A 24991-nucleotide genomic window follows, 5' to 3' on the forward strand; every position below is an offset into this window, starting at 1 on the left:
GCAATGCGCCGCAAACGCATCGGGTGTTACCCCGCTTGCGTTCGCGGCGTCGCAACCTTACACGTGCTATCGGCTCAGAAGCCGCTCAGCACGAGCTTGCCGATCGCGCGTCCGGCTTCGAGCAGCTGGTGCGCACGCCGCACGTTCGCGGCATTGATCGTGCCGAGCTGTTCGCCGAGCGTCGTGCGCAGCGTGCCGCCGTCGACGAGCCGCGCGACTTCGCCGAGGATCCGGTGCTGCTCGATCATGTCCGGCGTCTCGAACATCGCACGCGTGAACATGAATTCCCAGTGAAACGCGGCGCTCTTCGCCTTCAGCAGTTCGACCGGCACCGGCTTCTCGTTCTCGACGATCGTGCAAATGCCGCCCTGCGGCCGGATTACTTCCGCGGCGGCAGGGAAATGACGGTCCGTGTCGTTGAACATCAGCACGTAATCGACGTTCGGATGGCCGAGCTCGCGCAACTGCGCCGGCAGGTCGCCGAAATGGTCGACCACCGCATCGGCCCCCAGCGAGCGCACCCATTCGGCCGATGCCGGCCGCGACGCGGTCGCGATCACGTGCAGCTTGCCGAGCGTCTTCGCGAGCTGGATCGCGATCGATCCCACGCCGCCCGCGCCGCCGATGATCAGCACCGACTTGCCGGCGTCCGCGCCCTGCGGCGACACGTGCAGCCGGTCGAACAGCGCTTCCCACGCGGTCAGCGCGGTGAGCGGCAGCGCGGCCGCCGCCGCGAAGTCGAGCGTGCGCGGCTTCAGTGCGGCGATCCGTTCGTCGACCGCGTGGAATTCGCTGTTCGCGCCGGGCCGCGTGATGCTGCCCGCGTAGAACACTTCGTCGCCGGGCCGGAACAGCGTGACGTCGGCGCCGACCGCGACCACCGTGCCGGCCGCATCCCAGCCGAGCACGCGCGGGGTCTCCTCGACCTGCGGCTTCGGCGCGCGCACCTTGGTGTCCACCGGGTTCACGGAAATCGCCTCGACCTTCACGAGCAGGTCACGCGGGCCGGGCGCGGGCTGCGGCAGCTCGACGTCGAGCAGGGCTTGCGGGTCATCGATCGGCAGATAACGGGTCAGTCCGACGGCTTTCATCTCGATACTCCTTTCAGGGAATCCGGGCGGGCTGCGGCGCAGCCCCATGAACGTCATCGTAGGCAACCCGATCCTTCGAGAAAACCGCTATATTTCCTGAAACATTTTCAGGATTTTCAGAATAATGCCGCCCGATCCGATCCCCGCCCCCGACAAACCGCTCGACCTGCTCGATGTCGCGCTGTTCGTGCGCGCGGCGCTGCTCGCGAACGTCACGGCGGCCGGGCGCGAATTCGGCGTGTCGGCCGCGGTCGCGAGCGCGCGCATCGCGCAGCTCGAACGCCAGCTCGGCGCACGGCTGCTGCACCGCACCACGCGCCGCATCAGCCTCACGCAGGATGGCGAAGTATTCATGGCGCGCGCCGACGCGCTGCTGTCGGCCGCCGACGCCGCCCGCGCATCGGTCGGCCATGGCCGCAGCGAGCCGTACGGACGGCTGAAGGTGTCGATGTCGTCGTCGTTCGGCCGCCAGCACGTCGCACCGGTGATTCCCGCGTTCCTGCGCCGCTACCCGTCGGTGTCGCTCGATCTGCGGCTGTCCGACGAGATCGTCGATCTCGTCGACGACGGCTACGACGTCGCGATCCGCCTCGGCGCGCTGAAGGATTCGACGCTCGTCGCGCGCAAGCTCGCCGCGAACCGTCGTGTGCTGTGCTGCTCGCCCGCCTATCTCGCCGAACGCGGCACGCCGCGCCATCCGGCCGACCTGACGCAGCACGAGTGCGTGATTCTCGGCGACCAGCGCGACTGGTCGTTCACGACGCCGCAAGGCCCGCTGACGGTGCGGGTCGGCGGCCGGCTCGTCGCGAGCAACGGCGAGGCGATCCGCGAGGCGCTCGTCGACGGCTTCGGGATCGCGATCAAGTCGACCTGGGACGTCGGCCCGCTGCTCGCGAGCGGCGCGCTCGTCACCGTGCTCGACGACTATCCGTTCGCCGAAGAGGTCGCGATCTGGGGCGTCTATCCGAGCCGCGCGCACGTGCCGTTGAAAACGCTCGCGTTCATCGCGTTCCTCGCCGAGCATTTCGGCGATCCGCCGTACTGGGACCGCGCGAACGGGTGACAACCGCCGTACCGCGCACGGTTTCGAGCCGGCCCGGTCGCGATGCGCGGCCAACCGGCTACAATGGCGCGTTCGCGACGCCATGGCCCGCAGCCGGACGGGGCCCGTGTTCGCAGGCGGCCGCCCGTCGGCCGCGCATGCCATTCCTTCGCCTCCCAACCATCCCGTCATGACCCACAATCTCGTCATCCAGAGTCTTGCGCCGCTGTCGGACGCCCATCACAAACCGCTGCTCGCGCTGTCGCGCGGCACCCGCATCGTGCAGACCGACGATCACGCGCTGCGCGTCGAAAACGCGAGCCCGGCGCAGCGCCTCGACATCGACGCGTACTGCGGCACGCATGCGCTCGACTTCGGGTTCGTCGAGGCCGGCCTCACGCTCGGCGATTTCGGGCTCGCCGTGATGGACATGGATTCGACGCTGATCACGATCGAATGCATCGACGAGATCGCCGATTTCTGCGGGCTCAAGACGCAGGTCGCGGAGATCACCGAAGCATCGATGCGCGGCGAGATCCGCGACTTCAACGAAAGCCTCACGCGCCGCGTCGCGTTGCTGGCCGGGCTCGACGCGCAAGCGCTCGAGCGCGTGTACGAGGAGCGGCTGCAACTGTCGCCGGGCGCCGAGAAGATGCTGGCCGGCGTGAAGGCCGCCGGCATGAAGACTCTGCTCGTGTCAGGCGGCTTCACGTTCTTCACCGAGCGGCTGAAGGCACGCCTCGGCCTCGACTACGCGCATGCGAACACGCTCGAGATCGTCGACGGCAAGCTCACCGGCAAGGTGCTCGGAGAGATCGTCAACGCCGACGTGAAGGCGCGCCTGCTGCGCGAGACGTGCGCGTCGCTCGGCCTCGAGCCGCGCCGCGCGATCGCGATGGGCGACGGGTCGAACGACCTGAAGATGATGGCCGAAGCCGGGCTGTCGGTCGCGTTCCACGCGAAGCCCGTCGTGCGCGACGCGGCGACGGTCGCGTTCGACCACGTCGGTCTCGACGGGCTGCTGCGGCTGTTCTGATCCTTCGGTACCGCCCATGAAAAACGCCGGCGCGATATGGCATCGCGCCGGCGTTTCGTTTTTCCGCGGGACCTTGACGGCCCGCGGTCAGCCGAGTGCGGCCTGCATCGCGCGCTCGATGTCCGCGCGCAGGTCGGCTTCGTCTTCCAGGCCGACATAGAAGCGCACCAGCGTGCCGCGATGCGGCCAGTCCGGACGCATCGACGCGACGTCATAAGGCATCGCGAGGCTGCACGCGCCGCCCCAGCTCCAGCCGATCGCGAACAGCTCGAGCGACTCGACGAAGCGGTCGACCTGCTCCGCGCTGTAGCGTTCGTCGAACACCACCGAGAACAACCCGCCCGCGCCCGTGAAATCTCGCATGAACGACGCGTGCCCCGGACAGTCGGCGATCTGCGGGTGCAGCACCGTCGTGATCTCGGGCCGCGCCTTCAGCCATTGTGCGAGCGCGAGCGCGCTCCTGCTGTGCGCGTCGAAGCGCACCTGCATGCTCGGCAGGCTGCGCAGCACGAGCGAGCAATCGTCGACCGACACGCCGATCCCGCAGCGCATCCGCGCGAGCTTCAGCTGCGCGTGCAACTCCGCGTTCGCGGTGATCGTCGCGCCCATCAGCACGTCGCTGCCGCCCGACTGGTACTTGGTCAGCGCCTGCACCGAAATGTCGACGCCGTGCTCGAACGGCTTGAACGCGAGCCCGGCCGAGAACGTATTGTCGATCGCAGTGACGATGCCGCGCGCCTTCGCGGCCGCCGTGATCGCCTGCACGTCGGGCACTTCCATCGTCACCGAACCGGGCGCCTCGATCCAGATCAGCCGCGTGTTCGGCTGGATCAGGTCGGCGATGCCGGCGCCGATCAGCGGATCGTAGAAGCGCGCGGTGATCCCGAAATCCTTTGCGAGCCAGTTGCCGAAATCGGCGTTCGGGCCGTACACGTTATCCGGGATCAGCACGTCGTCGCCCGCTTTCACGATCCCGAAGTAGACGTTCATGATCGCCGCGAGACCCGACGGCTGCAGCAGCGCGTGCGTGCCGCCTTCGATCTCGGCGAGCCGCTGCGCGAGCGCGAGCGACGTTGGCGTCGCGTGCAGCCCGTAGCGCCACTGGTTGTCGTTGTGCCAGACGAGCGCACGCATCGTCGCCAGATCGGGGAACACGACCGTCGACGCACGCGCGACCGGCGGCACGAACGACCGGAAACCTTCCGGAATGACGTCGTCGGGTTGAACGATGCGGGTTTGCAGGGCGCGCTTGGGAGTGGATGCAGTCATGACAGGGAGCCGGGCACGAGGCCGTTCGGTTGCGGAGTATGTTGCTAGATTAGCCAAAATCGGCGCAACTGGCCCGGTACAATGCGCGCCGCGCGCACCGAGCCAGCACGCGCTCAGTCGTCGGTGCGCAGGTTGACGACGCCGCCCACCGTCTCGATTTCCTGCACGCGGCCGTCGCGCACCTGCAGTGCCGCACGCTTGCCCGGCGCCCGGCGCAGCACGACCGGCTGCGGGTCCGACTCGTCCGAATTCATCCGGTCGGCCTTCAGGTCGCCCGTCGCGTCGAAGCGGCCGACCCACACGCCCGTGATGTTCGTCCCGTCGTTCGATTCCTCGATTTCGAGCGTATCGCCGTCGCGATCGCCCGCGAGCAGCACGACCTCGCCCGTATCGGCGAACTGGTATTCGCCGTGCACCCCCTCCTCGTCCGTCTTCGGGCCGAGATGGACGACGATCGGCCGGTCGCCGAGCGTGCCTTCGTAGCGCGGCAGGCGGGCAAACTCGGGATTCGGCTTCAGCGGCCGCGCCGGCGCCGGTTCATCCTGCTGCACGCCCGGCGCAACCGCCTGCGCCGCAACCACGCGCGGCATCGCGATGCCCGCCGCCAGCGCGCCCGCGACGACGAGCGCCCGTCGCCATTCCGAATATCGACCCACCGTGTGTTGCTCCTTGCTTCAGATTCGCTCGAAAATCGCGGTGATGCGCTGCCCGTCGTACGCGGCCGTGGCCGGCGTGCGCGTGCCGCATCAGCCCTGCATCAGGCGCGCCACCGCGTCGCGATGCGGAATCGGCGCAACCGCGCCGTAGCCCGTCGTCGACAGCGCCGCCGCCGCGTTCGCATAACGCGCGGCCGTGAACGGATCGTCGCCCGCGACGATCCGCGCGACGAATGCGCCGCCGAAGCAGTCGCCCGCGCCCGTCGCATCGACGGCCTCGACCGCGAAGCCCGGCACGACGCGCCGCTCGTTCGGCGTCGCCACATATGCGCCGTCCTTGCCGAGCTTCAGCGCGACGACCTGCGGCCCGTGTTCGAGCATCGCGTCGACGATCGCGTCGCGATCGTTCGCACCCGTGAGCGCCGTCACGTCGTCCCAGCTCGGCAGGCAGATGTCCGTCTGACGCAGCGCCTCGCGCATCACCGCGCGGGCACGCGGCAGCGGCCACAGCTTCAGGCGCAGGTTCGTGTCGAAGCTGACCTTCGCGCCGTGGCGACGCGCGTGGTCGGTCGCCGCGAATGCGGCGTCGCACGCAGACGTGCTGATCGCGAGGCTGATGCCCGACAGGTGCACGGCCTTCGCGGCCGCCAGCGCATCGAGCGGCAGGTCGCCCGCCGCATAGCGGCTCGCCGCGGAACCCGCACGCAGATAGTCGAACTGGTGGCCGTCGGCGCCGTGCGTGACGAAATACACGCCGGTCGGCGCCGTGAGGTCGATCCGCACGTACGTCGCGTCGACGTGCTCCGCCCGCCACATGTCGGCCAGCAGGCGGCCGAACGGATCGTCACCGATCGCCGACACGAAACCCGTCGACGCGCCCTGGCGCGCCGCCGCGATGCAGAAGTTCGACGTGTCGCCGCCGAAGCCCTGCAGGAATTCAGGACGGCCCGGCTGCGACTGGTTGAACTCGATCATCGCCTCGCCGAGCGCGAGGATCTCCGGAAATGCAGCGGCCATCGCTTACACCTCGCCCCACAGGTCGTGACCGTCGGCGCCCGTGATCTTCACGGACACGAAATCGCCGACCTTGTAGCGCTTCGATGCCTTCGCCGCCGGCTCGACGTAGACGACACCGTCGATTTCCGGTGCATCGGCTGCCGTGCGGCCGATGCCGCCTTCTTCGCTGACTTCGTCGATCAGCACCTTGAGCGTCTTGCCGACCTTGCGCTGGATGCGGTTCGCCGACACTTCCTCGGCCACTTCCATGAAACGCGCGCGGCGCTCCTCGCGGACATCGTCCGGCAGCGCGCCATCGAGTTCGTTCGCGGTGGCGCCTTCGACCGGCGAATACGCGAAGCAGCCGACGCGATCGAGTTCCGCCTCGCGGATGAAGTCGAGCAGCGTTTCGAACTGCGCTTCCGTCTCGCCCGGGAAGCCCGCGATGAACGTGCTGCGAATCGTCAGGTCCGGACAGATCTCGCGCCACTTCTGCACGCGCTCGAGCACCTTCTCGGCGTTCGCCGGACGCTTCATGCGCTTCAGCACTTCCGGGTGCGCGTGCTGGAACGGTACGTCGAGGTACGGCAGCACGTGGCCCTTGAACGGACCTTCGGCCATCAGCGGGATCACTTCGTCGACGCTCGGATACGGATACACGTAGTGCAGGCGCACCCACGCGCCGTACTGCGCGGCGAGTTCGCCGAGCGCGGCGACCAGGTCGGTCATGCGCGTCTTGATCGGCTTGCCGTTCCAGAAGCCCGTGCGGTACTTCACGTCGACGCCGTATGCGCTCGTGTCCTGCGAGATCACGAGCAGTTCCTTCACGCCCGACTTGAACAGGTTCTCGGCTTCCAGCATCACTTCGGCGACCGGGCGCGACACGAGGTCGCCGCGCATCGACGGGATGATGCAGAACGTGCAGCGATGGTTGCAGCCTTCGGAAATCTTCAGGTACGCGTAGTGACGCGGCGTGAGCTTGATGCCGGCCGCGGGCACGAGATCGGTGAACGGGTCGTGCGGCTTCGGCAGGTGCGAATGCACGGCCTGCATCACTTCGCCCACTGCGTGCGGGCCGGTGACGGCGAGCACCTTCGGGTGGACTTCCTCGATCAGGTTCGAGCCGCTGGCGCTCGACTTCGCGCCGAGGCAGCCGGTGACGATCACCTTGCCGTTCTCGGTCAGCGCTTCGCCGATCGCGTCGAGGCTTTCCTGCACGGCTTCGTCGATGAAGCCGCAGGTGTTCACGACGACGAGGTCGGCGCCGTCATAGGTGCCGGAGATTTCATAACCTTCGGCGCGCAGTTGCGTGATGATCTGTTCGGAATCGACGAGCGCTTTCGGGCACCCGAGGGATACGAACCCTACTTTGGGGGATTGGGACATCTGGAATGTGGGGGCGTGGCAGCAAAAGCGAGAGTTTACAGCTATTTACGGTTCAGCGACCCAAAACAAGCGGCCGGCGGCAGCGTCGATCGACAGCTCGAGTACGCCGCCCGCTGGGCGGCCGACAACGAGATGGAGCTTGATGCGTCCCTATCACTCCGGGACGAAGGGCTATCTGCATACCATCAGCGCCATGTCCGGCAAGGCGCGCTGGGGGTTTTCCTGCGTGCCGTCGAGGATGGCCAGGTGCCGGCCGGCTCCGTGCTGATCGTTGAGGGTCTGGATCGCTTGAGCCGCGCCGATCCGCTGCAGGCGCAGGCGCAGCTCGCGCAGATCGTGAATGCCGGCATTACGGTCGTGACGGCAAGCGACGGTCGCGAGTACAACCGCGAGCGCCTCAAGGCGCAGCCGATGGACCTCGTATACAGCCTGCTTGTCATGATCCGGGCGCACGAGGAATCGGACACGAAGAGCAAGCGTGTCAAGGCGGCGATCCGACGCCAGTGCCAGGGTTGGATCGCCGGCACCTGGCGCGCACCAATCCGCGTGGGAAAAGACCCGCATTGGGTACGGGAAACTGAAACCGGAGGGTTCGAGCTCGCCGACAACCGAGCGGTCGCAGTGCGTCTCGTCATCGAAATGTTCAAGCAGGGACACGGCGCGGTCCGGATCGTGCGAGAGCTCGCCGAGCGCGAGCTCAAGATAACGGACAGCGGACGCTCGGCGTCGAGCCACATCTATCGGCTGCTGGCGAACCGGATGCTGATCGGCGAGAAGTCTGTCGAGGTTGACGGCGAAACGTTCCGGCTCGAAAGCTACTACCCGGCCCTGCTCACGCCAGCCGAATTCGCGGATCTGCGATACCTGGCCGAGCAGCGCGGGCGCCGTAAGGGCAAGGGTGAAATTCCCGGGGTCGTAACCGGGTTGGGCATCACCTACTGCGGATATTGCGGTGCCGCGATCGTGGCGCAAAACATCATGGGGCGCCGGCGTGCCGCCGACGGGCGTCCGTACCCGGGTCACCGCCGGCTGCACTGCGTCACGTACAGCCAGAGCGCCGGCTGCAAGGTCAGCGGAAGCTGCAGTGTCGTGCCGGTCGAGCGCGCTGATGTTGTATTGCTCAGACCAGATAAACTTGACGCGACTACTCGAAGGTGACGCCGGCACCGTGTCGCTGGCCGCACAGCTGGCCAGCGCTCGGCAACGCGTCGCGGAGCTCGATGCTCAGGTCAAACGCGTCACGGACGCATTGCTATTCGACGACGGCGAGGCGCCGGCCGCAGTGTTGCGCCGCATACGCGAACTCGAAAGTCAGCTCGCGAACAAGCGACGGGACGTAGACTCGTTTGAGCATCAATTCGCCGCATCGACATCGAACGTCGCACCGGCGGCAGCTGACGCATGGCGAGAACTGGTGAACGGTGTCGAGCAGTTCGACTATGACGCTCGAATGTTGGCCCGCCAGCTCGTCGCGGACACGTTCTCACGGATCGTGATTTATCAGTCCGGATTCCGCCCGGACGTCGACGATAAAACCATTGGTCTGCTGCTCATGGCGAAACGCGGTATCACACGCCTGCTCCATATCGATCGGACGACCGGTGAATGGCGCGCAGCGGACGACATAGACTTGCCTGGCGGTTTTGTGTCTTAATCACAAGACCACATCCGATCAAATCGGCTCTGTGAAATTCAAATCGCATCGTGCTACTCTGCATGATCGACAAATACTTCACGTATCATGAAACGAACTATTTCAGCGCTTATCATTGCATTTGCATCAACGGTCGCACTAGCAGACAGCGATTGGAGACTCTCCGGAAAGGATCAGTCCGGCGACTCAATTATTCTGTTCGATAAGAATTCAATCCAGCACAACAAGATCAATGGCGCCGAGGTATGGTACCGCGTCGTTTACCAAAACCCTCAATCAAAATATGGGATAACCTTTCAGCAAGTGTACGCACACGCTAAAAATGACTGCAAATCAAATGAGATTGTCGTTGATGCTGTCATTTTTCGAGATGAAAAAGGCAATACCGTCGCAGTTGACAATTCTAAAGCCTCTGCCAATTTCGATAGCGACCGCACCCCTATCGGCCAAATTGTTGCCTACGCCTGCGAAAGAACCCCTCTATCCGGTGGCGAAATGACTCTTTCCGACCAAAGTGCCGTCGAAGGTGTCGTAAAATATTTTATGAAGAAATAAAACCAAACTAAATATTAACAAGAAAAACCATTCTTTATAAAGAATTTTATAGATAAGTCGTAGTCACTTGGACTCGGCGTACATCTCGTCGGCCGGATAAAGCTGCAGCATCGCGCGCGCCACCTCGACGTTCGGCGTCGCCAGCCATTCCTCCCAGTCATCCGGCTGCAGAATCACGACCGCCCGCTTCTCTTCGACGGGTTTGTGCATTCGCGAAAAGATCGGATGTCCCTCTCCGCTCACCGTGATCATCGACATGGTGTGATGCTCGACCCCGTCCTAGCCCTGAAGCGTCCGCCATATGCCTGCAACACACATCGTCTGCCAGTTGGCCAGTCCGATCCGGTGCCACACGTTCTTCCCTGTCTCGTAGCACGGCTCGTAGATCCAGTCGGCCGGGATGAGACAGCGCCGGCCGACGCGCCAGGCTGGCCCGTACAGAGGTGACTTCCCGAGGTTGTCGTCACGCACGTTCATCGTGCTGCGCATGATCGGCGGCTTCTTGCCCTGCTCCTTGGCCCTCTCCATGTTGGCCTTCTGCAGCGCACGCGGCCAAAAGCCGAACCCGGCGGCCAGAGGCTTGAGTTCACCGTCGACGTTCGCGACGATCGGCGCGAGGTAGTCAGGGAAGATCTCAGGTTTCCACGGGAAGTCGCGATACAGATCGCTGAACGGCTCGATCCGCAATTCGCGTAACTCATAGTCTTCGTGCGGTGCGCGGTATTGGGTGCACATCGGTCGCCTCCTACGTGATCGAGTTCGTCGGGTGTGCCGCGCTGCCATCACGACTCAGGCAGCACCCTTACCCCAAGTTCGAGCAACCGAGATCGACATGCACTGTGGAAATCGCCGTCGTCAATATGCAAGTCGAACTCTCGACCGTTTGATATGTACCCGATGACATCGCCCTGCACAAAATAGTGCTCGATCGATACACCGTTTCGAAACAAACAGGCATCAACTTCACCAGCACGCCCTTCCATCGTGATCCCCATTTTTGCGACTTGACGTCGCCATCTTACCGCGGGATACACTGTGTTTTTATACAGTAGTGCTTACGTGATCAAGCCGCGGTGGGCCTACATCTGGGAGTACACGGACCTCGAAACAGGTGAGCGTCGGCACACTTGCATCCCCGTGACGGTCAGCGAGTTCCAGATGCTAACCGGCCAGTTTCCCGACGAGTCGAATGTGCGTGCGCTCGAGGAAACGAAAGTCGACCGCAATGTGGTCCGGCCGACGATCGAGATTCGGCACGTGCCCTCAATGCCGGAATTCGGCTCGCCGTCCGAGGCCGAATTGCGCGAGCTTTGGCGCACGCACCGGGACCCGGAGGTCCGGCGGCTCCTGCTCGAAATCGTCACGCTCCGTAAATCGCTCCAGAAGATCATGGACTGGTGGAAAACTGCGGACGCTGCTGGCAGCGAGAGGGGCGTTCTCGGAGGCCCGACCGGTCACTTCGGCCATGCCGTCAGCGGCCCACAGAAACCAGTAGGTCCAGCCGGTGATGAAGCCGGCCAGCGGGCCGAGGTAGACGTGCGCGTAGCGCCCGAACGAGCCCGCGACCGGATGGGCCACGGCCAGCTCGCCCAGCGATCGCACGATGAACAGGATCGCTGCACCGCATAGCGCGTACGCCAGCAGGATCGAAGGTCCGGCAGCCCTGATGGCGGCTCCCGATCCCAGGAACAGGCCGACGCCGATCGCGGACCCGACCGCGATCATGTTGATATGTCGCTCACCCAGCCCGCGCTGGAGATCCTCGTGGTCTTTCATGTGTGTCCTCCATGTCGTGATCCTTGCGGCGGCGAATCATTCGACGCGCCGCGTCGCGGTGCGGCCTTGCCGCTTCGCCTACGTCGACATGACCTGTTCGAAGTCGATGCCGACGATGCCCCGGTACGCGGCAGGATCGGTCGCGCCCTCCGTCCCGATCACCAGCGCGACGCTCTCCGCGTCGAGTTCGAGCGTCGTGCGCAATTCCGCGTCGCCGCACGCCAGGATCAGGCTCGCGAGTCCGGCCACCGCCGATTCGCCGGCGACGATCGGCGGATCGCCGAAAGGCGGCATCGCCAGCACGCGCATCGTTTCGGCAGCCGCTGCATCGTCGATGCTGATGAATGCGGTCGCTCCTTCCTTGAGGATCTGCCACGCGAGATGCGACACTTCCCCGCACGCGAGACCGGCCATGATGGTGTCCAGCGGGCCACGTACGGGTACCGGCCGGCCGCTGACTGCACTGAGTTGCAGGCAGTTCGCCTGCTCGGGCTCGCAGACGATCAGCTTCGGTGCGCGGGCACCGAAGCGCTCCCAGAAGTACGCACAGGTCGCGGCCGCCAGGCCGCCCACACCACCCTGCACGAATACGTGTGTCGGAAAGATGCCGCGCGGAAGTTGTTCGCACACTTCGTCTGCGATGAGCGCATAACCTTGCATGACATGCCGCGGTGCATTCCCGCTGCCGTCGCTCGACGTATCGGCGACGACATGCCAGCCCAGCCGCGCGGCCTCGCTGGCCGCGAATCGCACTGCGTCGTCGTAGTTACCGTCGACCGTCCGGACTTCCGCGCCATACGCCGCGATCGCATCGCGCCGTGCACGGCTCACGCCGGCGTGCACGAAGATCACGCAGCGACAGCCGAAGGTCCGCGCGCCCCACGCAACCGATCGGCCGTGATTGCCGTCGGTTGCGCATGTCACGGTGACGGGCAGGGTTTGCGCCGAATGCCGGCCACTCGCCAGCATCGCGCCGCCCGGCACGACCTCACCAGCCTGCCGCAACGTAGACTGCAGCAAGCGCAGCACCGCAAACGCGCCGCCCAGCGCCTTGAAACTGCCGAGACCGAAACGACCGGCCTCGTTCTTGTACAGGATGTCCGAGATCCCCAGTCGGTCGGCAACCCCTGACAATGCGACGAGCGGCGTCTTCCGGTATCCGGGCCAGCTGGCGATCTCGGCCTTGGCCGACGCGACATGTGCGAGATCGACGATGGTTTCACGTCCGGCCGCGCGATACGGATGCCGATGCGCGACACCGGTGTTCACCACCCGTTCGATCGAGCCGTCGTTCAGAATATTCATTTCGCCTCCCATATCAATTAGGAATTCTTAACTAATGACGTTTGTGCGGCACGTCGACGTGCCGCACCGTTCCGGTTCAGTCAACGGCGGACACACTGCGTTGCAATGGAATCGATGGCAGACAGTCTAGGCTCGGTTCGTTGAAGCAAACGAGCGTTTTGACCGGGCTCGATGATCGGAATCGTCGGATTCCCCCGCTACGGCGACCGCTTTCTCCAGCGTGAAGCAACGAAGCAAAACGTACCGGGAAGGGCGCGCCTTCCCGGCCCTTGCGCGGCGCCCCGGCCTCCGTTCGCCGGCCGACTCGTCGGGGCGATCAGCGGCTTGCCGCAAATGGTCTCGTCGACCGTCAACTAATGAGAAAATGAAACCCGTCCACCACTTCAATCCACCTGCAACGGGGCCCGCATGACTACCCACATCACGATCGAATTCACCGATCACGCAGCCGAAGCCATCGGCGAACAAACCAGCACCAGCTTCTCGTACGACCAGGGCGCGCACGTGCCGCAACCGGGCGATTTCGTCGAACTCGAAAATTCGCGGCAGACGTTTCTGGTGATCGGCCGCGTGTTTTCGCTCAAGGCGAACTACAGCGCAGTCAAGCTGGTACTCGACCTGCCCCCGTCGGATGGCGATCAGGACTTCGGCCCGGCGCACTGAGCGACGGCGCAGCGCGCCACCCCGTCCAGACCGAGATCATGCGGCGCCGGCCCCGGCACCGCATGCGTCGCCGCAACGAGCATCAACCCTTCATGGCGGGCAATCCGGCCTGCATTCCCCTGCCCGGCAGCCGCTTCGACTCGTCGAGCCGCCGTAACAAGATCCCCCTCGTCCACGGCCCGCCGACGCATTCGCATCGCGATTCAGCCGCACACGCATGCCGATGACTGCCGAAGATGACGGTCGGCGATCACGACGGACGCAATGCACGTCTTGCGCTTCCAGGCCCAGCCGAACCGTCACCACCACCCACCGAACAAACTCTCCTGCCCGCGTTTCTCCCCGACGGTAAATCAAGGGTCAAACCTGACACACGCTCGAAATTCACGTGTGCACGACCCTGCCGATGATCGAGATTGACATCTACCAGCATCGATCACAATAATGAGACGAAGTACTCCGTTTATTATTCGTCGCACTTCATTCCGGAACATGGCCGACACCTGGCATGACGCGGATTGTCCGCCCTGCACGCGACAGGCTCCATCCGGCCACTCAGGCAGCGTCGCGTGCGTGAATCATTCGTTCGAAGGAGATTGAAATTTCGCGAGAAAAACTGAACATCAGAAAGAAGATCGGCCTGATGCTGTTAGGCGTCGTCTTGCTGTACTGGATCGCGGTGCCGATCCTCCCGTTCACGCCGATTCCGAACAAGGCGATCGTGATCCCGGCGTTGATCGTGATCGGCGAGATCGGGTTTCTGGGTGCCGTCGCGTTGCTGGGAAAGGAGTACTGGGACGAGATAAAAGGATGGACGACTCGGCGCTTTTCCCGGAAAAGGACGAGCAGTTCCGGGCGGTGATGCCCGGTGACGGCCGAATGTCATGAAAGCGCCAACGCCCGGTGCGCTGCCGCAGCCCGAACCGATAAGCATGCAGCGCCCTCGTCGGCACTGCATGCGACGCCGCATCGCGTGCCGTCAATCCGGCCTGACGGGCACATTCATGTGCTGCCCGGCAGATCGTCAGCCTGCGTCCCGGCCGGATTACGCCGCCATGATCGCCGTTGCAGCCAATCGGCCAAGCTGGGGGGCCAGAATCACACCGGGATGGGCGACCACGGCATACACCCCCTCAACGCCGGCCAGAAATCCGTTGAGCGGCACACCGTCGCTCGTCATCGGTCGAAGCGCCGACTGCGCGGACAACAGCGTCAGCGCCGGCGGCTCCTTGAACAGCGCCGAGATGGCCGAGGCCGTGCGTGCAGCGAGCGCATCAAGCCCGCCTTCTCCCTCTTCCGGCGGATCGGCCGCCGACAGCAGGCCGCCCGATGGCCCGACACGCACTTCCAGATCCTGTCCGTAAAGCAAATGGCTGATGAGGCCCGGCACGGCCGCGAAGTGCATCAAGACGGCCGGCTCCTCATGGACCGGCAGCGACACGGCCAGGCCCGCTGCGATGGAAACGGCCGACGCCGCGTTCGCCAGCACGACGATGTCGGCCGGCACAGGCCCGCGCACGGTACGCACGCCGACTGCACGTCCATGACGCGTGTCGACCGCTTCGACCTCGCAATCGCAGATGACCCGAGTGCCGGCGGCTTGGGCACCGGCCAGCAATTGACGCGTCAAGACGGCCGGCTCGACCACGAAATCATCGGGCGCCCACGCGATCAATTCGGGCAGTTGCGCGAGACGCGGCTCCATTCCGGCAACCGCCCGGCGCCCCAGCGCTTCGATGCGCACGCCGGCCGCACGCTGCTCGTCGATCAGCGCGGCTGTCTGCGCGTCGCTGTCCAGCCACACGAGCGCGCCGCGTGTCGTGACCGGCAACGGCCCCAGTTCACGCTCGAGCCGGGCGAACTCCGGAAGCGCCGCAAGCGTGCGGGAGAACCTGGACGGGTTTTCGGACGGCAGTGCGCTGGCGGTACCGACCCAGCCAAACGACCAGCGCGTCGCACCGCCGGCGGGCGCCGCCCGTTTTTCCAGCAGCGTGACCTGTGCGCCCGATCGCGCAAGATGCCATGCGGTACTCGCGCCGGCGATACCGCCGCCGACAATGACGACGCGAAGCGCGCTGTTGCTCATGCGTGAAACTCGAAGGGGACGGGCTGTCGACTATACCTTTCGTCGGTCTTGCCTACCGCGCCGGCGTCTGCACGCATCGCACCGATTCGAACGACCTTGCCCCCTGCATGCGGCATCAAGGCGATGCAATCAACCGATGTCGGTAATACCTGATTCCGCCGCCGGCACAACAAAAAAGGCCCGGCATGGCGGGCCTTGCTCGAGCCGCGACGCTGCGCGTCAATGCGCATCCGGGAACACCGGCGCCTTCAGGCACCGGTCGAACCACGCGGCATCACTGCCATCGCCGAGCGGCCACAATTCCGCATCGAGTTGCGGCAGGCCGGTCGCCGGCGCAGGCGTGCGGTTCTCGCCACCGGACGCCGCCGCGCGCACCCATCCCGCCTGCGCGCTGCCGCTGTCGCACGCATGCGTTCCTTGCGCTTCGCAGAACGCCACCGGACGCACCGTCCCGCCATCGGCCGTGCTCACCAGGCGGTATTGATAAACCGCACCGGTCGCCCAGTCCTCGCTCTGGCTGCACACCCGTGCGTGATGCTGCACATGGATCGCGCCGAAACACGCATAGGAAACGCGTGTGCCACTCGCATCGTCGGGAATGAAATCGCAGTTCGCATCGAAGCCGGTCAGCGGGCCGCCGGTGTATTTCGCGAGCCACTGGCGCTCGGCCAGCGCCCGCCCGATCAGCCCGGCATTCGACCGGTCGGCCAGCATGGCGGTGCGCCGGTCGATGGCCTTGCGCACTTCGTCCACGGCGAGCGGATGACCGTCGTAATCGGTATCGAGACGGTTGTTGCGCGCGTCGACCCAGCGGCGCTGGCTACGCACCAGCATGTCGCGGATGGCGGTGTCCGGCGCGGCCTTCAGCGCGCCCGCATAAGCCGAGTTCATCCGCGCATCGGCCGCACGCAGCGTGGCACTCGCGCAGATGCGCTTTTCGATCGGTTGGACGGCTTTCGCACAATCCATCGCAAAGCCCGGCATGGCCAGGCCGACACCCATCATGAACATCGAAGCAAGACCGGCCAGCCTGCCGGTCGATGCCGTTCGAATCCCTCGCATGCTCTCTCTCAGTCGGTTTGATTTTTTCGGGCGCACCGCATCGACACGGCATCGCACGTCTTGCCGTGCCCGGGAACCACTACCGCGTGTGCCGGAAGCGGCTCCCACGCATCGCCGTGCAGCGCCGCCTATGGTACGACAGGCGAGCGCCCGCGCGGGCACAAACGCGCACCCTCGGGCGCCGCGCGTCCTGGCTTTCATTCGGTTGGCTGGATCTCGATCGACTGGACGACGGTCGTGCCCGTGCATACCGGGCACGGGCATCGGGTGCCGACGACCTGAACGATCGTCGGCGATATCTTCCGGCAGGCGACGGCCGCGCTTCGTCGTGCCCGAGCACACCGTCGGCCACCCTGCCCGGCCTGCTTCGCGGCCCCGACGCCCGACGGCTCGCGCCGCCGCGGCCGGCCTGCCGCGACACCGCTACTTCTTTTCCGGCTCCGACGCACCCGGCTGCTTGAACGGGAACGTGCTGAACATCGACTTCGCCTGGTTCTGCATCTGTTCCTGCATCTGCACGAACATGTTCTTCGACTGCTCGATGTAGCTGGTCATCATCCCTTGCATCATCGGCGCCTGCATGTTCATGAACTGCGACCAGACTTCCGGATTCATCGCGTTGCCTTCGTAGAGGTTCTTCGACTGGTCCGCGAGCTTGTTCTGAATATCGATGAACGCCTGGATGTTCTTTTCCAGGTACGTGCCCATCATGCCCTGCATCGCATGGCCGTAGAAACGGATGATCTGCGACAGCATCGACGACGAGAACATCGGCACGCCACCGCTTTCCTCTTCGAGGATGATCTGCAGGAGGATGCTGCGCGTCAGGTCTTCGCTGGACTTCGCATCGACGACCTTGAAATCCTCCTGCTCCAGCACGAGCTGCTTCACGTCGGTGAGCGTAATGTACGTGCTTGTCTCGGTATCGTAGAGCCGGCGGTTCGGGTACTTCTTGATGAGCCGTTCGGCCGTCTTCTTTGTAGTAGTCATGTAACGCCTTTGAGTGCAGCGTAGCGCAAGTGACGAATCCCCGCCGCCCGAATCCGGGAGGCGGGGGCCTTCGGAAAACGCCCGGCTGCGCGGCCACCCGGCCCGCGCAACCCGGACGCTCAGCCCATGTGCAGGCCGCCGTTCAGCGAGAAGTCGGCGCCCGTCGCAAAGCCGGAATCGTTCGACGCGAGCCACGCGACGATCGAACCGATTTCCTCCGGCCCGCCGAGACGCCGCACCGGGATCGTCGCGACGATCTTCTCGAGCACGTCGGGACGGATCGCCTTCACCATGTCGGTGCCGATGTAGCCCGGCGACACGGTGTTGACCGTCACGCCCTTCGTCGCGACTTCCTGTGCGAGCGACATCGTGAAGCCGTGGATGCCGGCCTTCGCGGTCGAGTAGTTGGTCTGGCCGAATTGCCCCTTCTGGCCGTTCACCGACGAAATGTTGACGATGCGGCCCCAGCCACGCTCGACCATCCCGTCGATCACCTGCTTCGTCACGTTGAACAGGCTCGTCAGGTTGGTGTCGATCACGGCGGTCCAGTCTTCGTGCGTCATCTTGCGGAACACGACGTCGCGCGTGATGCCCGCGTTGTTGACCAGCACGTCGATCTCGCCGACTTCGGCCTTGACCTTGTCGAATGCTTCCTTGGTCGAGTCCCAGTCGCCGACGTTGCCTTCCGACGCGATGAAATCGTACCCGAGCGCCTTCTGGTCCTCGATCCATTTCACGCGGCGCGGCGAGTTCGGGCCGCAACCCGCGACGACCTTGAAGCCGTCCTTCAACAGACGCTGGCAGATGCTGGTGCCGATGCCGCCCATCCCGCCCGTTACGTACGCAATTCGCTGAGACATAAATCTCACTCCATTTTTTGGTTTCGAGAGCTGCCGAAGGCCCCCTCTGACTTCACGTGGCACCGACCGAAGCCGCAATCGGCCGGCGCACGGATTCGATTCGCCGGTGATTGACGACCGGTTACGGACGCTCGACCGCGAGCGCGACGCCCATCCCGCCGCCGATGCACAGCGACGCCAGCCCGCGCTTCGCATCCCGCTTGACCATCTCGTGCAGCAGCGTCACCAGGATCCGGCAGCCCGACGCACCGATCGGGTGACCGATCGCGATCGCCCCGCCGTTCACGTTCACCTTCGACGTGTCCCAGCCCATCTGCTTGTGCACCGCCAGCGCCTGCGCCGCAAACGCCTCGTTGATCTCCATCAGGTCCAGGTCGCCCGGTGTCCAGCCCGCGCGCTCCAGGCACCGGCGCGACGCCGGTACCGGGCCCATGCCCATCACGCTCGGATCGACACCCGCGTTCGCGTACGCCTTGATCCGCGCCAGCGGCGTCAGGCCCAGTGCCGCCGCCTTCTGCGCCGACATCACCAGCACCGCCGCCGCGCCGTCGTTCAGCCCCGACGCGTTCGCCGCCGTCACCGAGCCGTCCTTCGAGAACGCCGGCTTCAGCCCCGACAGCGATTCCGCCGTCACGCCGTGACGCACGAATTCGTCCGTCGCGAACTGCAGCGGCTCGCCCTTGCGTTGCGGAATCGCCACCGGCACGATTTCGTCATTGAAGCGGCCGGCCTTCTGCGCGGCTTCCGCCTTGTTCTGCGACAGCGCCGCGAATGCGTCCTGCTCTTCGCGCGTGATCCCGTATTCCTTCGCGACGTTTTCCGCCGTGATCCCCATGTGGTACTGGTTGTACACGTCCCACAGGCCGTCGACGATCATCGTGTCGACCAGCTTCGCGTCGCCCATCCGGAACCCGTCGCGCGAGCCCGGCAGCACGTGCGGCGACGCGCTCATGTTTTCCTGGCCGCCCGCGATCACGATGTCCGCGTCGCCCGCGACGATCGCGTTCGCCGCCAGCATCACCGCCTTCAGGCCCGAGCCGCACACCTTGTTGATCGTCATCCCCGGCACTGCCGTCGGCAGCCCGGCCTTGATCAGCGACTGCCGCGCCGGGTTCTGCCCCGAGCCGGCCGTCAGCACCTGGCCCAGGATCACTTCGCTGACCTGATCGGGCTTCACGCCCGCACGCTCCAGCACCGCGCGGATCACCGTCGCGCCCAGCTCGGGCGCCGCAATCTTCGCAAGCGAGCCGCCGAATTTGCCGACCGCGGTCCGCGCGGCCGATACGATCACTACGTCCGTCATTTCCCTTTCCTCCAGACCCGCACGACACGGCGCATCGTTACCGGCCCTGTTAAAAAAACTGCGGTGCACCGGACAGCGTGCGCCGCTGTCCGGTTTTCGTCAATCGCGCTGCAACACGTAACGCCCGGGCGCCGGTTCGATCACCGGGAACTGTGCGGAGCCGGCCCCGGCAGGCGGCGCCACCTTGCGGCCACCGTACTGGTCGAGCCATTCGACCCAGGTCGTCCACCAGCTGCCCGGCTGCTCGGCCGCAGCGGCAAACCAGTCGTCCGCGGCTTCGGGCAGGTCGCCGTCGTTGACCCAGTAGCTGCGCTTTTTCTTCGCCGGCGGATTGATCACGCCCGCGATGTGCCCCGATGCCCCGAGCACGAACTTCAGCGGGCCCGACAGGATCGACGTCGATGCGTAGGCCGTCTGCCACGGCACGATGTGATCCTCGCGCGAACCGTAGATGAAGGTCGGCACGTCGATCAGCGACAGGTCGACGGATTCGCCGCATACGGTCAGCGCGCCCGGCTCGCGCAGCTTGTTCTCGAGATAGGTATTGCGCAGGTACCACGCGTACATCGGACCCGGCAGGCTCGTCGAGTCGCTGTTCCAGTACAGCAGGTCGAACGGCGCGGGCGTGCGGCCCTTCAGGTAGTTGTCGACGACGTAGTTCCACACGAGGTCGTTCGGCCGCAGGAACGAGAACGTGTTCGCGAACTCGACGCCGCGCATCAGCCCCGGTTGCCCGCCGCCCTTGCCGCCGATGGTCTGCTCGCGCATCTGCACGTGCGACTCGTCGACGAACACGTCGAGGATGCCGGTATCGCTGAAGTCGAGCATCGCGGTGAGCAGCGTCATCGACGCGGCCGGATGCTCGCCGCGCGCGGCCAGCACCGCGAGCGCGGTCGCGAGCATCGTGCCGCCGACGCAGAAGCCGAGCGTGTTGATCTGCTCGCGGCCGCTCACCTGCTGCACGGCGTCGATCGCCGCGAGCAGCCCTTCGTTCATGTAGTCGTCCCACGTCTTGTGCGCGACCGACGCATCCGCGTTGCGCCACGACACGAGGAACACCTGATGGCCACTCGACAGCGCATGCGCGACGAGCGAATTCTCGGGCTGCAGGTCGAGGATGTAGAACTTGTTGATGCACGGCGGGACGATCAGCAGCGGCCGCTCGAACACCTTGTCCGTCTTCGGCGTGTACTGGATCAGCTGGATCAGGTCGTTCTCGTAGACGATCGCGCCTTCAGTACACCCGAGGTTCTTGCCGACCACGAACTGCGATTCGTCGGTCTGCGAAATCTTGCCGCGCTGCATGTCGCCAAGCAGGTTCATCATCCCCTGCCGCAGGCTTTCGCCCTGCGTCTCGAGGATCGATTTCTGTGCGTCGGGATTGAGTGCGAGGAAGTTGCTCGGCGCGGCGGCGGCCGTCCATTGCTGGACCGTGAAACGGATGCGTTCGCGCGTCTTCGGATCGGTCTGCAGCGCGTCGGCCAGTTCCTGCAGATAGCGCGCGTTCAGCAGATACCAGGCAGCCGCGAACGCATGCGCGGGCGACGACTTCCACGCGTCGCCGCTGAAGCGGCGGTCTTTCAGTTCCGGCGACTCGAGCGTCGTGGCGGTCGCCTGCTGCATCAGCGTCATGCAATCGCGCGCGTAGTCGGCCTGCAGCGCCTGGAGCCGTTCGGGCGGAATCGCGGCAACCGGCAGCTTCAGCCCCGCGAACGGCGACGCCATGCCGCCAAGGCCGCCGAGATCGGGCATCGACGGCATCTGGAACGGAAACGACGCCGGGAACTGGAAAGTCGCGAACGGATTGACGGTGGCCGATGCAGTCGCGGCGCGCGCCGGATCTGCGAAACCGCGCCACGCGTTCAGCCACGACTCGAACATCTGCTGCATCGGCTGGGCGGCCGGATCGAAACCGGTGCTGCCCGCGGAAGTGCCCGCCTGAGCGGACGTCGACGAATTTTTCGATGCTGTCATTACCTGCCTTACCGGTGATTCGTGAGCGTCAATCGTGAAATCCTGCTCGCGCGCGGCATGCCGGCTGCGAGCCGGGCCGTCATGCTCTGGAGAGGCGTCTCCAGATTCTGCCGCAGTGCGGTATTTTTATCATTATCGTTTTCCCCATGTGAAGCGCCATGTCAAACCACTGAACATTTCTGCACGGAGATAATCCGCGCACAACAGGCGGGACAAGGGTTCCGGCGGAACATAAAATATTCTGCCTGACTTGACTTCGGGATTTTTCATTCAGTCGCGCATGCCACGCCGCATTGCCGCCTCAATATCGAGATAACTCGATTTCGCGACGCAACAAACCCCTCGCGCATGCGCATGCCGTCAATCGGCCAGCCAGATTGCCGCTGCCATGCGGCCCGTCACGCGGTCGCGCCGGTACGAATAGAAGCGTGCGTGTTCGGTCACCGTGCAGGCCGTCCCGCCGCTCACGTGCGCCACGCCCGCACGCGCGAGACGCAGGCGCGCAAGCGCATAGAGATCGGCGAGAAACTTGCCGGGTGCGCCGTCGATCGCGACGAACGCAAGCCGGGTTTCATCATGCTCCGACTGCGGGGCCGTGTCGAGAAACGCGTCGCGCACGTCGGCGCCGACCTCGAACGCCTGCGGGCCGATCGCCGGACCGAGATAGGCATGCAGCGTGTCCGTCGCGCCGCCCGCGAGCGCCGCGACGCGTGCCGCGGTCTGCTCGACGATGCCGGCCGCGAGCCCGCGCCAGCCCGCATGCGCGGTACCGACCGCGCGGCCTTGCGCATCGCACAGCAGCACGGGCAGGCAATCCGCGACCATCACGACGCAGACGGCCCCTGCGCGGTCCGTGACGCTCGCGTCGGCCTGCACCGGCGCCGCGGCGGCGGGCGCCGCCGCGATCACCTCGTCCGCGCGCACGATCTGCGCACCATGGACCTGCTCGAGCCATGCGGCGCCCGACTGGCCGGCGAGCGCGAGCAAACGCGCGCGATTCGCGGCGACATGGGCCGGATCGTCACCGGTATGCAGGCCGAGATTCATCCCGCCCGGCAACGCGTCTCCCGCCTGCCAGCGCCCGTACGGGCCTTCGCTCACGCCGCCGTCGCGCGTCGTGATCAGCGCGCGCACGCGCGGCGACACCTGCCAGTCGGGCTGCACGCAGTCCTGCCATGTCAACGGCGCCAGGTTCGTCATCGGCACTCACTCCTCCTCATCGTCCTGATACGGCTCGTCGTCATACTCGCCGCCGAAATCGTCTTCGTCGTAGACACCGTCGTCGTCGTCGAATTCCTCGTCACCCTGCCCGAAGCCGAGCGCCGCCACCAGTGTGTTCATGTCGTCCGGCAGCGGACAGCGCCACTGCATCGCCTTGCCGGTGACCGGATGCACGAGGCCGAGCCGCCATGCATGCAGTGCCTGCCGCGCGCACCCGTCCGGCAGCGGCGTGACCGAGCGCTTGCCGCGCGCGCGTCCGTAGACGGGGTCGCCGAGCAGCGGGTGCCCGGCGTGCGCGCAATGCACGCGGATCTGGTGCGTGCGACCGGTTTCGAGATCGCACTGAAGCGCCGAAACCGGCTGACGTTGCCACAGGCATGTGTCAACCGTGCGGAAATGCGTGCGCGCGGGCTTGCCGGACGCGCCCGTGACGACGGCCATGCGTGTCCGCTCGCGCGGATCGCGGCCGATCGGCGCGTCGATCGTACCTGCCTCGGGCATCGTGCCCCACACGAGCGCGAAATAGCGGCGCTTCACCGTGCGGGCCTGCAGCTGGCGCACGAGGTCCGTCTGCGCGGCCAGCGTGCGCGCCACGACCATCAGGCCGGAGGTTTCCTTGTCGAGCCGGTGGACGATCCCCGCGCGCGGCAGGCCGGCCGCCGCGTCGCCGTAGCGGTGCAGCAGCCCGTTGAGGATCGTGCCGCTCCAGTTGCCGGCGGCCGGATGCACGACGACGCCGGCCGGCTTGTTGATGACGACGAGCGCGTCGTCCTCGTAGATCACGTCGAGCGGCACGGGCTCCGGCGTGAACGCGAGCTGCTCGGGAAGCAGATCGGGCACGAGCTCGATCTTCGCGCCGAGCGGCACCGGCTGGCGGATCTTCGCCGGCGCGCCGTTGACGAGCACGCGCTGCGCCTCGATCCAGCTCTGCAGGCGGCTGCGCGAGAATTCGGGGAACAGTTGGGCAAGCGCCTTGTCGAGGCGTTCGCCCGCGAGCGACAGCGGCACTTCGACGACGCGCGGCGCGTCATCGACCGCCGCGGATGGCACCACGGGCGGCTGCATCGCGTCGCCGGCCAGATCGTCATCGAGGGAATCCCCCGAGGCAGCGTCGGCGGGCCGATCGCTTGGGCTATAATCTTCGCGATTTGGTGTGCCCGGCTGGGCATTCTGCGAACTTGAACGGGTCATTTAGACTGGGTCACCGAGACTTGAAGCTAGGACATGCGAGCATGATGAATTCGACCAAACGTACGGCCAGAACCACCGTCGCCGCCCGGGCTGCGGCGGTAGCGGCCGCGGCCCTCATCGCCGGCTGCCACGGCTTGCCGCAGAAGCAGGACGAGACGGCTACCTGGTCGAACAACAAATTATACTCAGAGGCCCAGGACGCACTGTCCGGCGGCGACTGGGGCAAGTGCGCGAAATATTTCGAATCGCTGCAAGGCCGCGATCCGTTCGGCCATTTCGCGCAACAGGCACAGATCAACGTTGCATACTGCAACTGGAAGGATAACGAAGCGGCAGCCGCCGACCAGGCCGTCGATCGCTTCATCCAGCTCCACCCGGATCATCCGGACATCCCGTACGCGTACTACCTGAAGGGGATGATCCACTTCAACGACGATCTCGGCCTGTTCGGGCGCTTCTCCGGCCAGGACATGAGCGAACGCGATCCGCAGGCACTGCGCGAATCGTACGATGCGTTCAAGGTCGTCGTCGACCGCTTCCCGAAGAGCAAGTACGCCCCCGATGCAGCGGCACGGATGCGCTACATCGTCAACGCGCTCGCCTCGCACGAAGTGCACGCGGCCGACTATTACTATCGTCGTGGCGCCTACGTGGCGGCGATCAACCGCGCGCAGCTCGCGATCAAGGATTACAAGGGCGCGCCGGCGATCGAAGACGCGCTGCACATCATGATCCTGTCGTACAACAAGCTGGACCAGCCGCAACTCGCGGAAGACACGAAGCGCGTGCTCGCAGGCACGTTCCCCGACAGCCCGTACGTCACGGGTCACTCGCGCCCCGGCGCGAAGAAGTCGTGGTGGCAGTTCTGACGCGCG

Annotated in this window: 22 protein-coding genes and 2 pseudogenes; 8 read left to right on the forward strand and 16 right to left on the reverse strand. The window is 65.5% G+C overall.

All coding sequences use genetic code 11. The features are described 5' to 3' along the window. Positions 1-74: 74 nt before the first annotated feature. The gene (locus AC5LXK_RS09450; protein ID WP_493388622.1) at positions 75-1091 is read right to left on the reverse strand and encodes a zinc-binding alcohol dehydrogenase family protein; all 1017 of its coding nucleotides are present in this window, start codon (positions 1089-1091) and stop codon (positions 75-77) included. Between the two features lie 124 nt (positions 1092-1215). On the opposite strand from AC5LXK_RS09450, the gene AC5LXK_RS09455 reads away from it, so the two are divergent. Together AC5LXK_RS09455 and serB are read left to right on the forward strand one after the other, a co-directional pair. Next, complete coding sequence (locus AC5LXK_RS09455) at positions 1216-2154, forward strand: LysR family transcriptional regulator (protein ID WP_493388623.1); 939 nt, start codon at positions 1216-1218, stop codon at positions 2152-2154. Between the two features lie 169 nt (positions 2155-2323). After that, positions 2324-3169: a phosphoserine phosphatase SerB gene (gene serB / locus AC5LXK_RS09460; RefSeq protein ID WP_493388624.1), complete on the forward strand. Its 846-nt coding sequence runs from the start codon at positions 2324-2326 to the stop codon at positions 3167-3169. A gap of 87 nt (positions 3170-3256) precedes the next feature. Here the strand turns inward: serB and AC5LXK_RS09465 are convergent, their stop codons facing one another. From AC5LXK_RS09465 to rimO, 4 genes are all read right to left on the reverse strand, one after another. Next, on the reverse strand, positions 3257-4438 hold the full coding sequence (locus AC5LXK_RS09465; protein ID WP_493388625.1) for a cystathionine beta-lyase: 1182 nt from the start codon (positions 4436-4438) through the stop codon (positions 3257-3259). A gap of 113 nt (positions 4439-4551) precedes the next feature. Next, positions 4552-5094 carry a hypothetical protein gene (locus tag AC5LXK_RS09470; RefSeq protein ID WP_493388626.1) on the reverse strand — a complete coding sequence of 181 codons (543 nt, stop codon included), beginning with the start codon at positions 5092-5094 and terminating at the stop codon, positions 4552-4554. 90 nt (positions 5095-5184) lie between these two features. Further along, positions 5185-6111, reverse strand: coding sequence for a sugar kinase (locus AC5LXK_RS09475; protein ID WP_493388627.1), 927 nt, complete (start codon positions 6109-6111; stop codon positions 5185-5187). 3 nt (positions 6112-6114) lie between these two features. Then, complete coding sequence (gene rimO, locus AC5LXK_RS09480) at positions 6115-7476, reverse strand: 30S ribosomal protein S12 methylthiotransferase RimO (RefSeq protein ID WP_493388628.1); 1362 nt, start codon at positions 7474-7476, stop codon at positions 6115-6117. A gap of 15 nt (positions 7477-7491) precedes the next feature. Here rimO and AC5LXK_RS09485 point away from each other — a divergent pair, with 15 nt between their 5' ends. The 3 genes from AC5LXK_RS09485 to AC5LXK_RS09495 all read left to right on the forward strand — a co-directional run bounded on the left by AC5LXK_RS09485 (position 7492) and on the right by AC5LXK_RS09495 (position 9685). Beyond that, the gene (locus tag AC5LXK_RS09485) at positions 7492-8634 is read left to right on the forward strand and encodes a recombinase family protein (protein WP_493388629.1); all 1143 of its coding nucleotides are present in this window, start codon (positions 7492-7494) and stop codon (positions 8632-8634) included. Next, entirely contained in the window at positions 8612-9130 is a 519-nt protein-coding gene (locus AC5LXK_RS09490; RefSeq protein WP_493388630.1) for a hypothetical protein, read from the forward strand. The genes AC5LXK_RS09485 and AC5LXK_RS09490 overlap by 23 nt, the downstream gene beginning before the upstream one ends. An 87-nt stretch (positions 9131-9217) precedes the next feature. Next, on the forward strand, positions 9218-9685 hold the full coding sequence (locus AC5LXK_RS09495; RefSeq protein WP_493388631.1) for a surface-adhesin E family protein: 468 nt from the start codon (positions 9218-9220) through the stop codon (positions 9683-9685). Between the two features lie 63 nt (positions 9686-9748). On the opposite strand, the pseudogene AC5LXK_RS09500 reads toward AC5LXK_RS09495, so the two are convergent. The 3 genes and pseudogenes from AC5LXK_RS09500 to AC5LXK_RS09510 all read right to left on the reverse strand — a co-directional run bounded on the left by AC5LXK_RS09500 (position 9749) and on the right by AC5LXK_RS09510 (position 12766). After that, positions 9749-10420 (reverse strand): annotated as a pseudogene (locus AC5LXK_RS09500) (SOS response-associated peptidase family protein). 717 nt (positions 10421-11137) lie between these two features. Beyond that, positions 11138-11461: pseudogene (locus AC5LXK_RS09505) on the reverse strand (amino acid permease); the annotation flags it as partial. A gap of 78 nt (positions 11462-11539) precedes the next feature. Further along, positions 11540-12766 carry a diaminopropionate ammonia-lyase gene (locus tag AC5LXK_RS09510; RefSeq protein ID WP_493388632.1) on the reverse strand — a complete coding sequence of 409 codons (1227 nt, stop codon included), beginning with the start codon at positions 12764-12766 and terminating at the stop codon, positions 11540-11542. A gap of 408 nt (positions 12767-13174) precedes the next feature. Between AC5LXK_RS09510 and AC5LXK_RS09515 the strand changes: the two genes are divergently transcribed. Further along, a complete protein-coding gene (locus tag AC5LXK_RS09515) occupies positions 13175-13429 on the forward strand; it encodes a hypothetical protein (RefSeq protein WP_493388633.1) in 255 nt (84 codons plus the stop codon). A gap of 643 nt (positions 13430-14072) precedes the next feature. Continuing rightward, positions 14073-14291 carry a transporter suffix domain-containing protein gene (locus AC5LXK_RS09520; RefSeq protein ID WP_493388634.1) on the forward strand — a complete coding sequence of 73 codons (219 nt, stop codon included), beginning with the start codon at positions 14073-14075 and terminating at the stop codon, positions 14289-14291. A 183-nt stretch (positions 14292-14474) separates the two neighbouring features. Here AC5LXK_RS09520 and AC5LXK_RS09525 read toward each other — a convergent pair whose 3' ends face one another. From AC5LXK_RS09525 to AC5LXK_RS09560, 8 genes are all read right to left on the reverse strand, one after another. Next, the gene (locus AC5LXK_RS09525; RefSeq protein ID WP_493388635.1) at positions 14475-15515 is read right to left on the reverse strand and encodes an NAD(P)/FAD-dependent oxidoreductase; all 1041 of its coding nucleotides are present in this window, start codon (positions 15513-15515) and stop codon (positions 14475-14477) included. A 219-nt stretch (positions 15516-15734) separates the two neighbouring features. Next, the gene (locus AC5LXK_RS09530; protein WP_493388636.1) at positions 15735-16778 is read right to left on the reverse strand and encodes a lysozyme inhibitor LprI family protein; all 1044 of its coding nucleotides are present in this window, start codon (positions 16776-16778) and stop codon (positions 15735-15737) included. 222 nt (positions 16779-17000) lie between these two features. Next, positions 17001-17567 carry a polyhydroxyalkanoate synthesis repressor PhaR gene (gene phaR / locus AC5LXK_RS09535; protein ID WP_011352239.1) on the reverse strand — a complete coding sequence of 189 codons (567 nt, stop codon included), beginning with the start codon at positions 17565-17567 and terminating at the stop codon, positions 17001-17003. Positions 17568-17686: 119 nt separating this feature from the next. Beyond that, positions 17687-18427 carry a 3-ketoacyl-ACP reductase gene (locus AC5LXK_RS09540; RefSeq protein ID WP_193098495.1) on the reverse strand — a complete coding sequence of 247 codons (741 nt, stop codon included), beginning with the start codon at positions 18425-18427 and terminating at the stop codon, positions 17687-17689. Between the two features lie 121 nt (positions 18428-18548). Next, positions 18549-19730 carry an acetyl-CoA C-acetyltransferase gene (locus AC5LXK_RS09545; RefSeq protein ID WP_493388637.1) on the reverse strand — a complete coding sequence of 394 codons (1182 nt, stop codon included), beginning with the start codon at positions 19728-19730 and terminating at the stop codon, positions 18549-18551. A 99-nt stretch (positions 19731-19829) separates the two neighbouring features. After that, entirely contained in the window at positions 19830-21704 is a 1875-nt protein-coding gene (gene phaC / locus AC5LXK_RS09550) for a class I poly(R)-hydroxyalkanoic acid synthase (protein ID WP_493388638.1), read from the reverse strand. Between the two features lie 360 nt (positions 21705-22064). After that, on the reverse strand, positions 22065-22904 hold the full coding sequence (gene pgeF / locus AC5LXK_RS09555; protein WP_493388639.1) for a peptidoglycan editing factor PgeF: 840 nt from the start codon (positions 22902-22904) through the stop codon (positions 22065-22067). A 6-nt stretch (positions 22905-22910) separates the two neighbouring features. Beyond that, positions 22911-24116, reverse strand: coding sequence for an RluA family pseudouridine synthase (locus AC5LXK_RS09560; protein ID WP_493388640.1), 1206 nt, complete (start codon positions 24114-24116; stop codon positions 22911-22913). A gap of 41 nt (positions 24117-24157) precedes the next feature. On the opposite strand from AC5LXK_RS09560, the gene AC5LXK_RS09565 reads away from it, so the two are divergent. Beyond that, entirely contained in the window at positions 24158-24985 is an 828-nt protein-coding gene (locus AC5LXK_RS09565; RefSeq protein ID WP_493388641.1) for an outer membrane protein assembly factor BamD, read from the forward strand. The last annotated feature ends 6 nt before the right edge of the window (positions 24986-24991 follow it).

The organism is Burkholderia pulmonis, from assembly GCF_984667975.1.

Coding starts and splice junctions, on each gene's coding strand:
- AC5LXK_RS09455 (WP_493388623.1), top strand. CDS start 1,216: ATGCCGCCCGATCCGATCCCCGCCCCCGACAAACCGCTCGACCTGCTC.
- phaC (WP_493388638.1), bottom strand. CDS start 21,704: ATGACAGCATCGAAAAATTCGTCGACGTCCGCTCAGGCGGGCACTTCC.
- AC5LXK_RS09530 (WP_493388636.1), bottom strand. CDS start 16,778: ATGAAAGCCAGGACGCGCGGCGCCCGAGGGTGCGCGTTTGTGCCCGCG.
- AC5LXK_RS09520 (WP_493388634.1), top strand. CDS start 14,073: ATGCTGTTAGGCGTCGTCTTGCTGTACTGGATCGCGGTGCCGATCCTC.
- phaR (WP_011352239.1), bottom strand. CDS start 17,567: ATGACTACTACAAAGAAGACGGCCGAACGGCTCATCAAGAAGTACCCG.
- AC5LXK_RS09565 (WP_493388641.1), top strand. CDS start 24,158: ATGATGAATTCGACCAAACGTACGGCCAGAACCACCGTCGCCGCCCGG.
- AC5LXK_RS09545 (WP_493388637.1), bottom strand. CDS start 19,730: ATGACGGACGTAGTGATCGTATCGGCCGCGCGGACCGCGGTCGGCAAA.
- rimO (WP_493388628.1), bottom strand. CDS start 7,476: ATGTCCCAATCCCCCAAAGTAGGGTTCGTATCCCTCGGGTGCCCGAAA.
- AC5LXK_RS09525 (WP_493388635.1), bottom strand. CDS start 15,515: ATGAGCAACAGCGCGCTTCGCGTCGTCATTGTCGGCGGCGGTATCGCC.
- AC5LXK_RS09465 (WP_493388625.1), bottom strand. CDS start 4,438: ATGACTGCATCCACTCCCAAGCGCGCCCTGCAAACCCGCATCGTTCAA.
- AC5LXK_RS09495 (WP_493388631.1), top strand. CDS start 9,218: ATGAAACGAACTATTTCAGCGCTTATCATTGCATTTGCATCAACGGTC.
- AC5LXK_RS09450 (WP_493388622.1), bottom strand. CDS start 1,091: ATGAAAGCCGTCGGACTGACCCGTTATCTGCCGATCGATGACCCGCAA.
- AC5LXK_RS09515 (WP_493388633.1), top strand. CDS start 13,175: ATGACTACCCACATCACGATCGAATTCACCGATCACGCAGCCGAAGCC.
- pgeF (WP_493388639.1), bottom strand. CDS start 22,904: ATGACGAACCTGGCGCCGTTGACATGGCAGGACTGCGTGCAGCCCGAC.
- AC5LXK_RS09540 (WP_193098495.1), bottom strand. CDS start 18,427: ATGTCTCAGCGAATTGCGTACGTAACGGGCGGGATGGGCGGCATCGGC.
- AC5LXK_RS09475 (WP_493388627.1), bottom strand. CDS start 6,111: ATGGCCGCTGCATTTCCGGAGATCCTCGCGCTCGGCGAGGCGATGATC.
- serB (WP_493388624.1), top strand. CDS start 2,324: ATGACCCACAATCTCGTCATCCAGAGTCTTGCGCCGCTGTCGGACGCC.
- AC5LXK_RS09510 (WP_493388632.1), bottom strand. CDS start 12,766: ATGAATATTCTGAACGACGGCTCGATCGAACGGGTGGTGAACACCGGT.
- AC5LXK_RS09560 (WP_493388640.1), bottom strand. CDS start 24,116: ATGACCCGTTCAAGTTCGCAGAATGCCCAGCCGGGCACACCAAATCGC.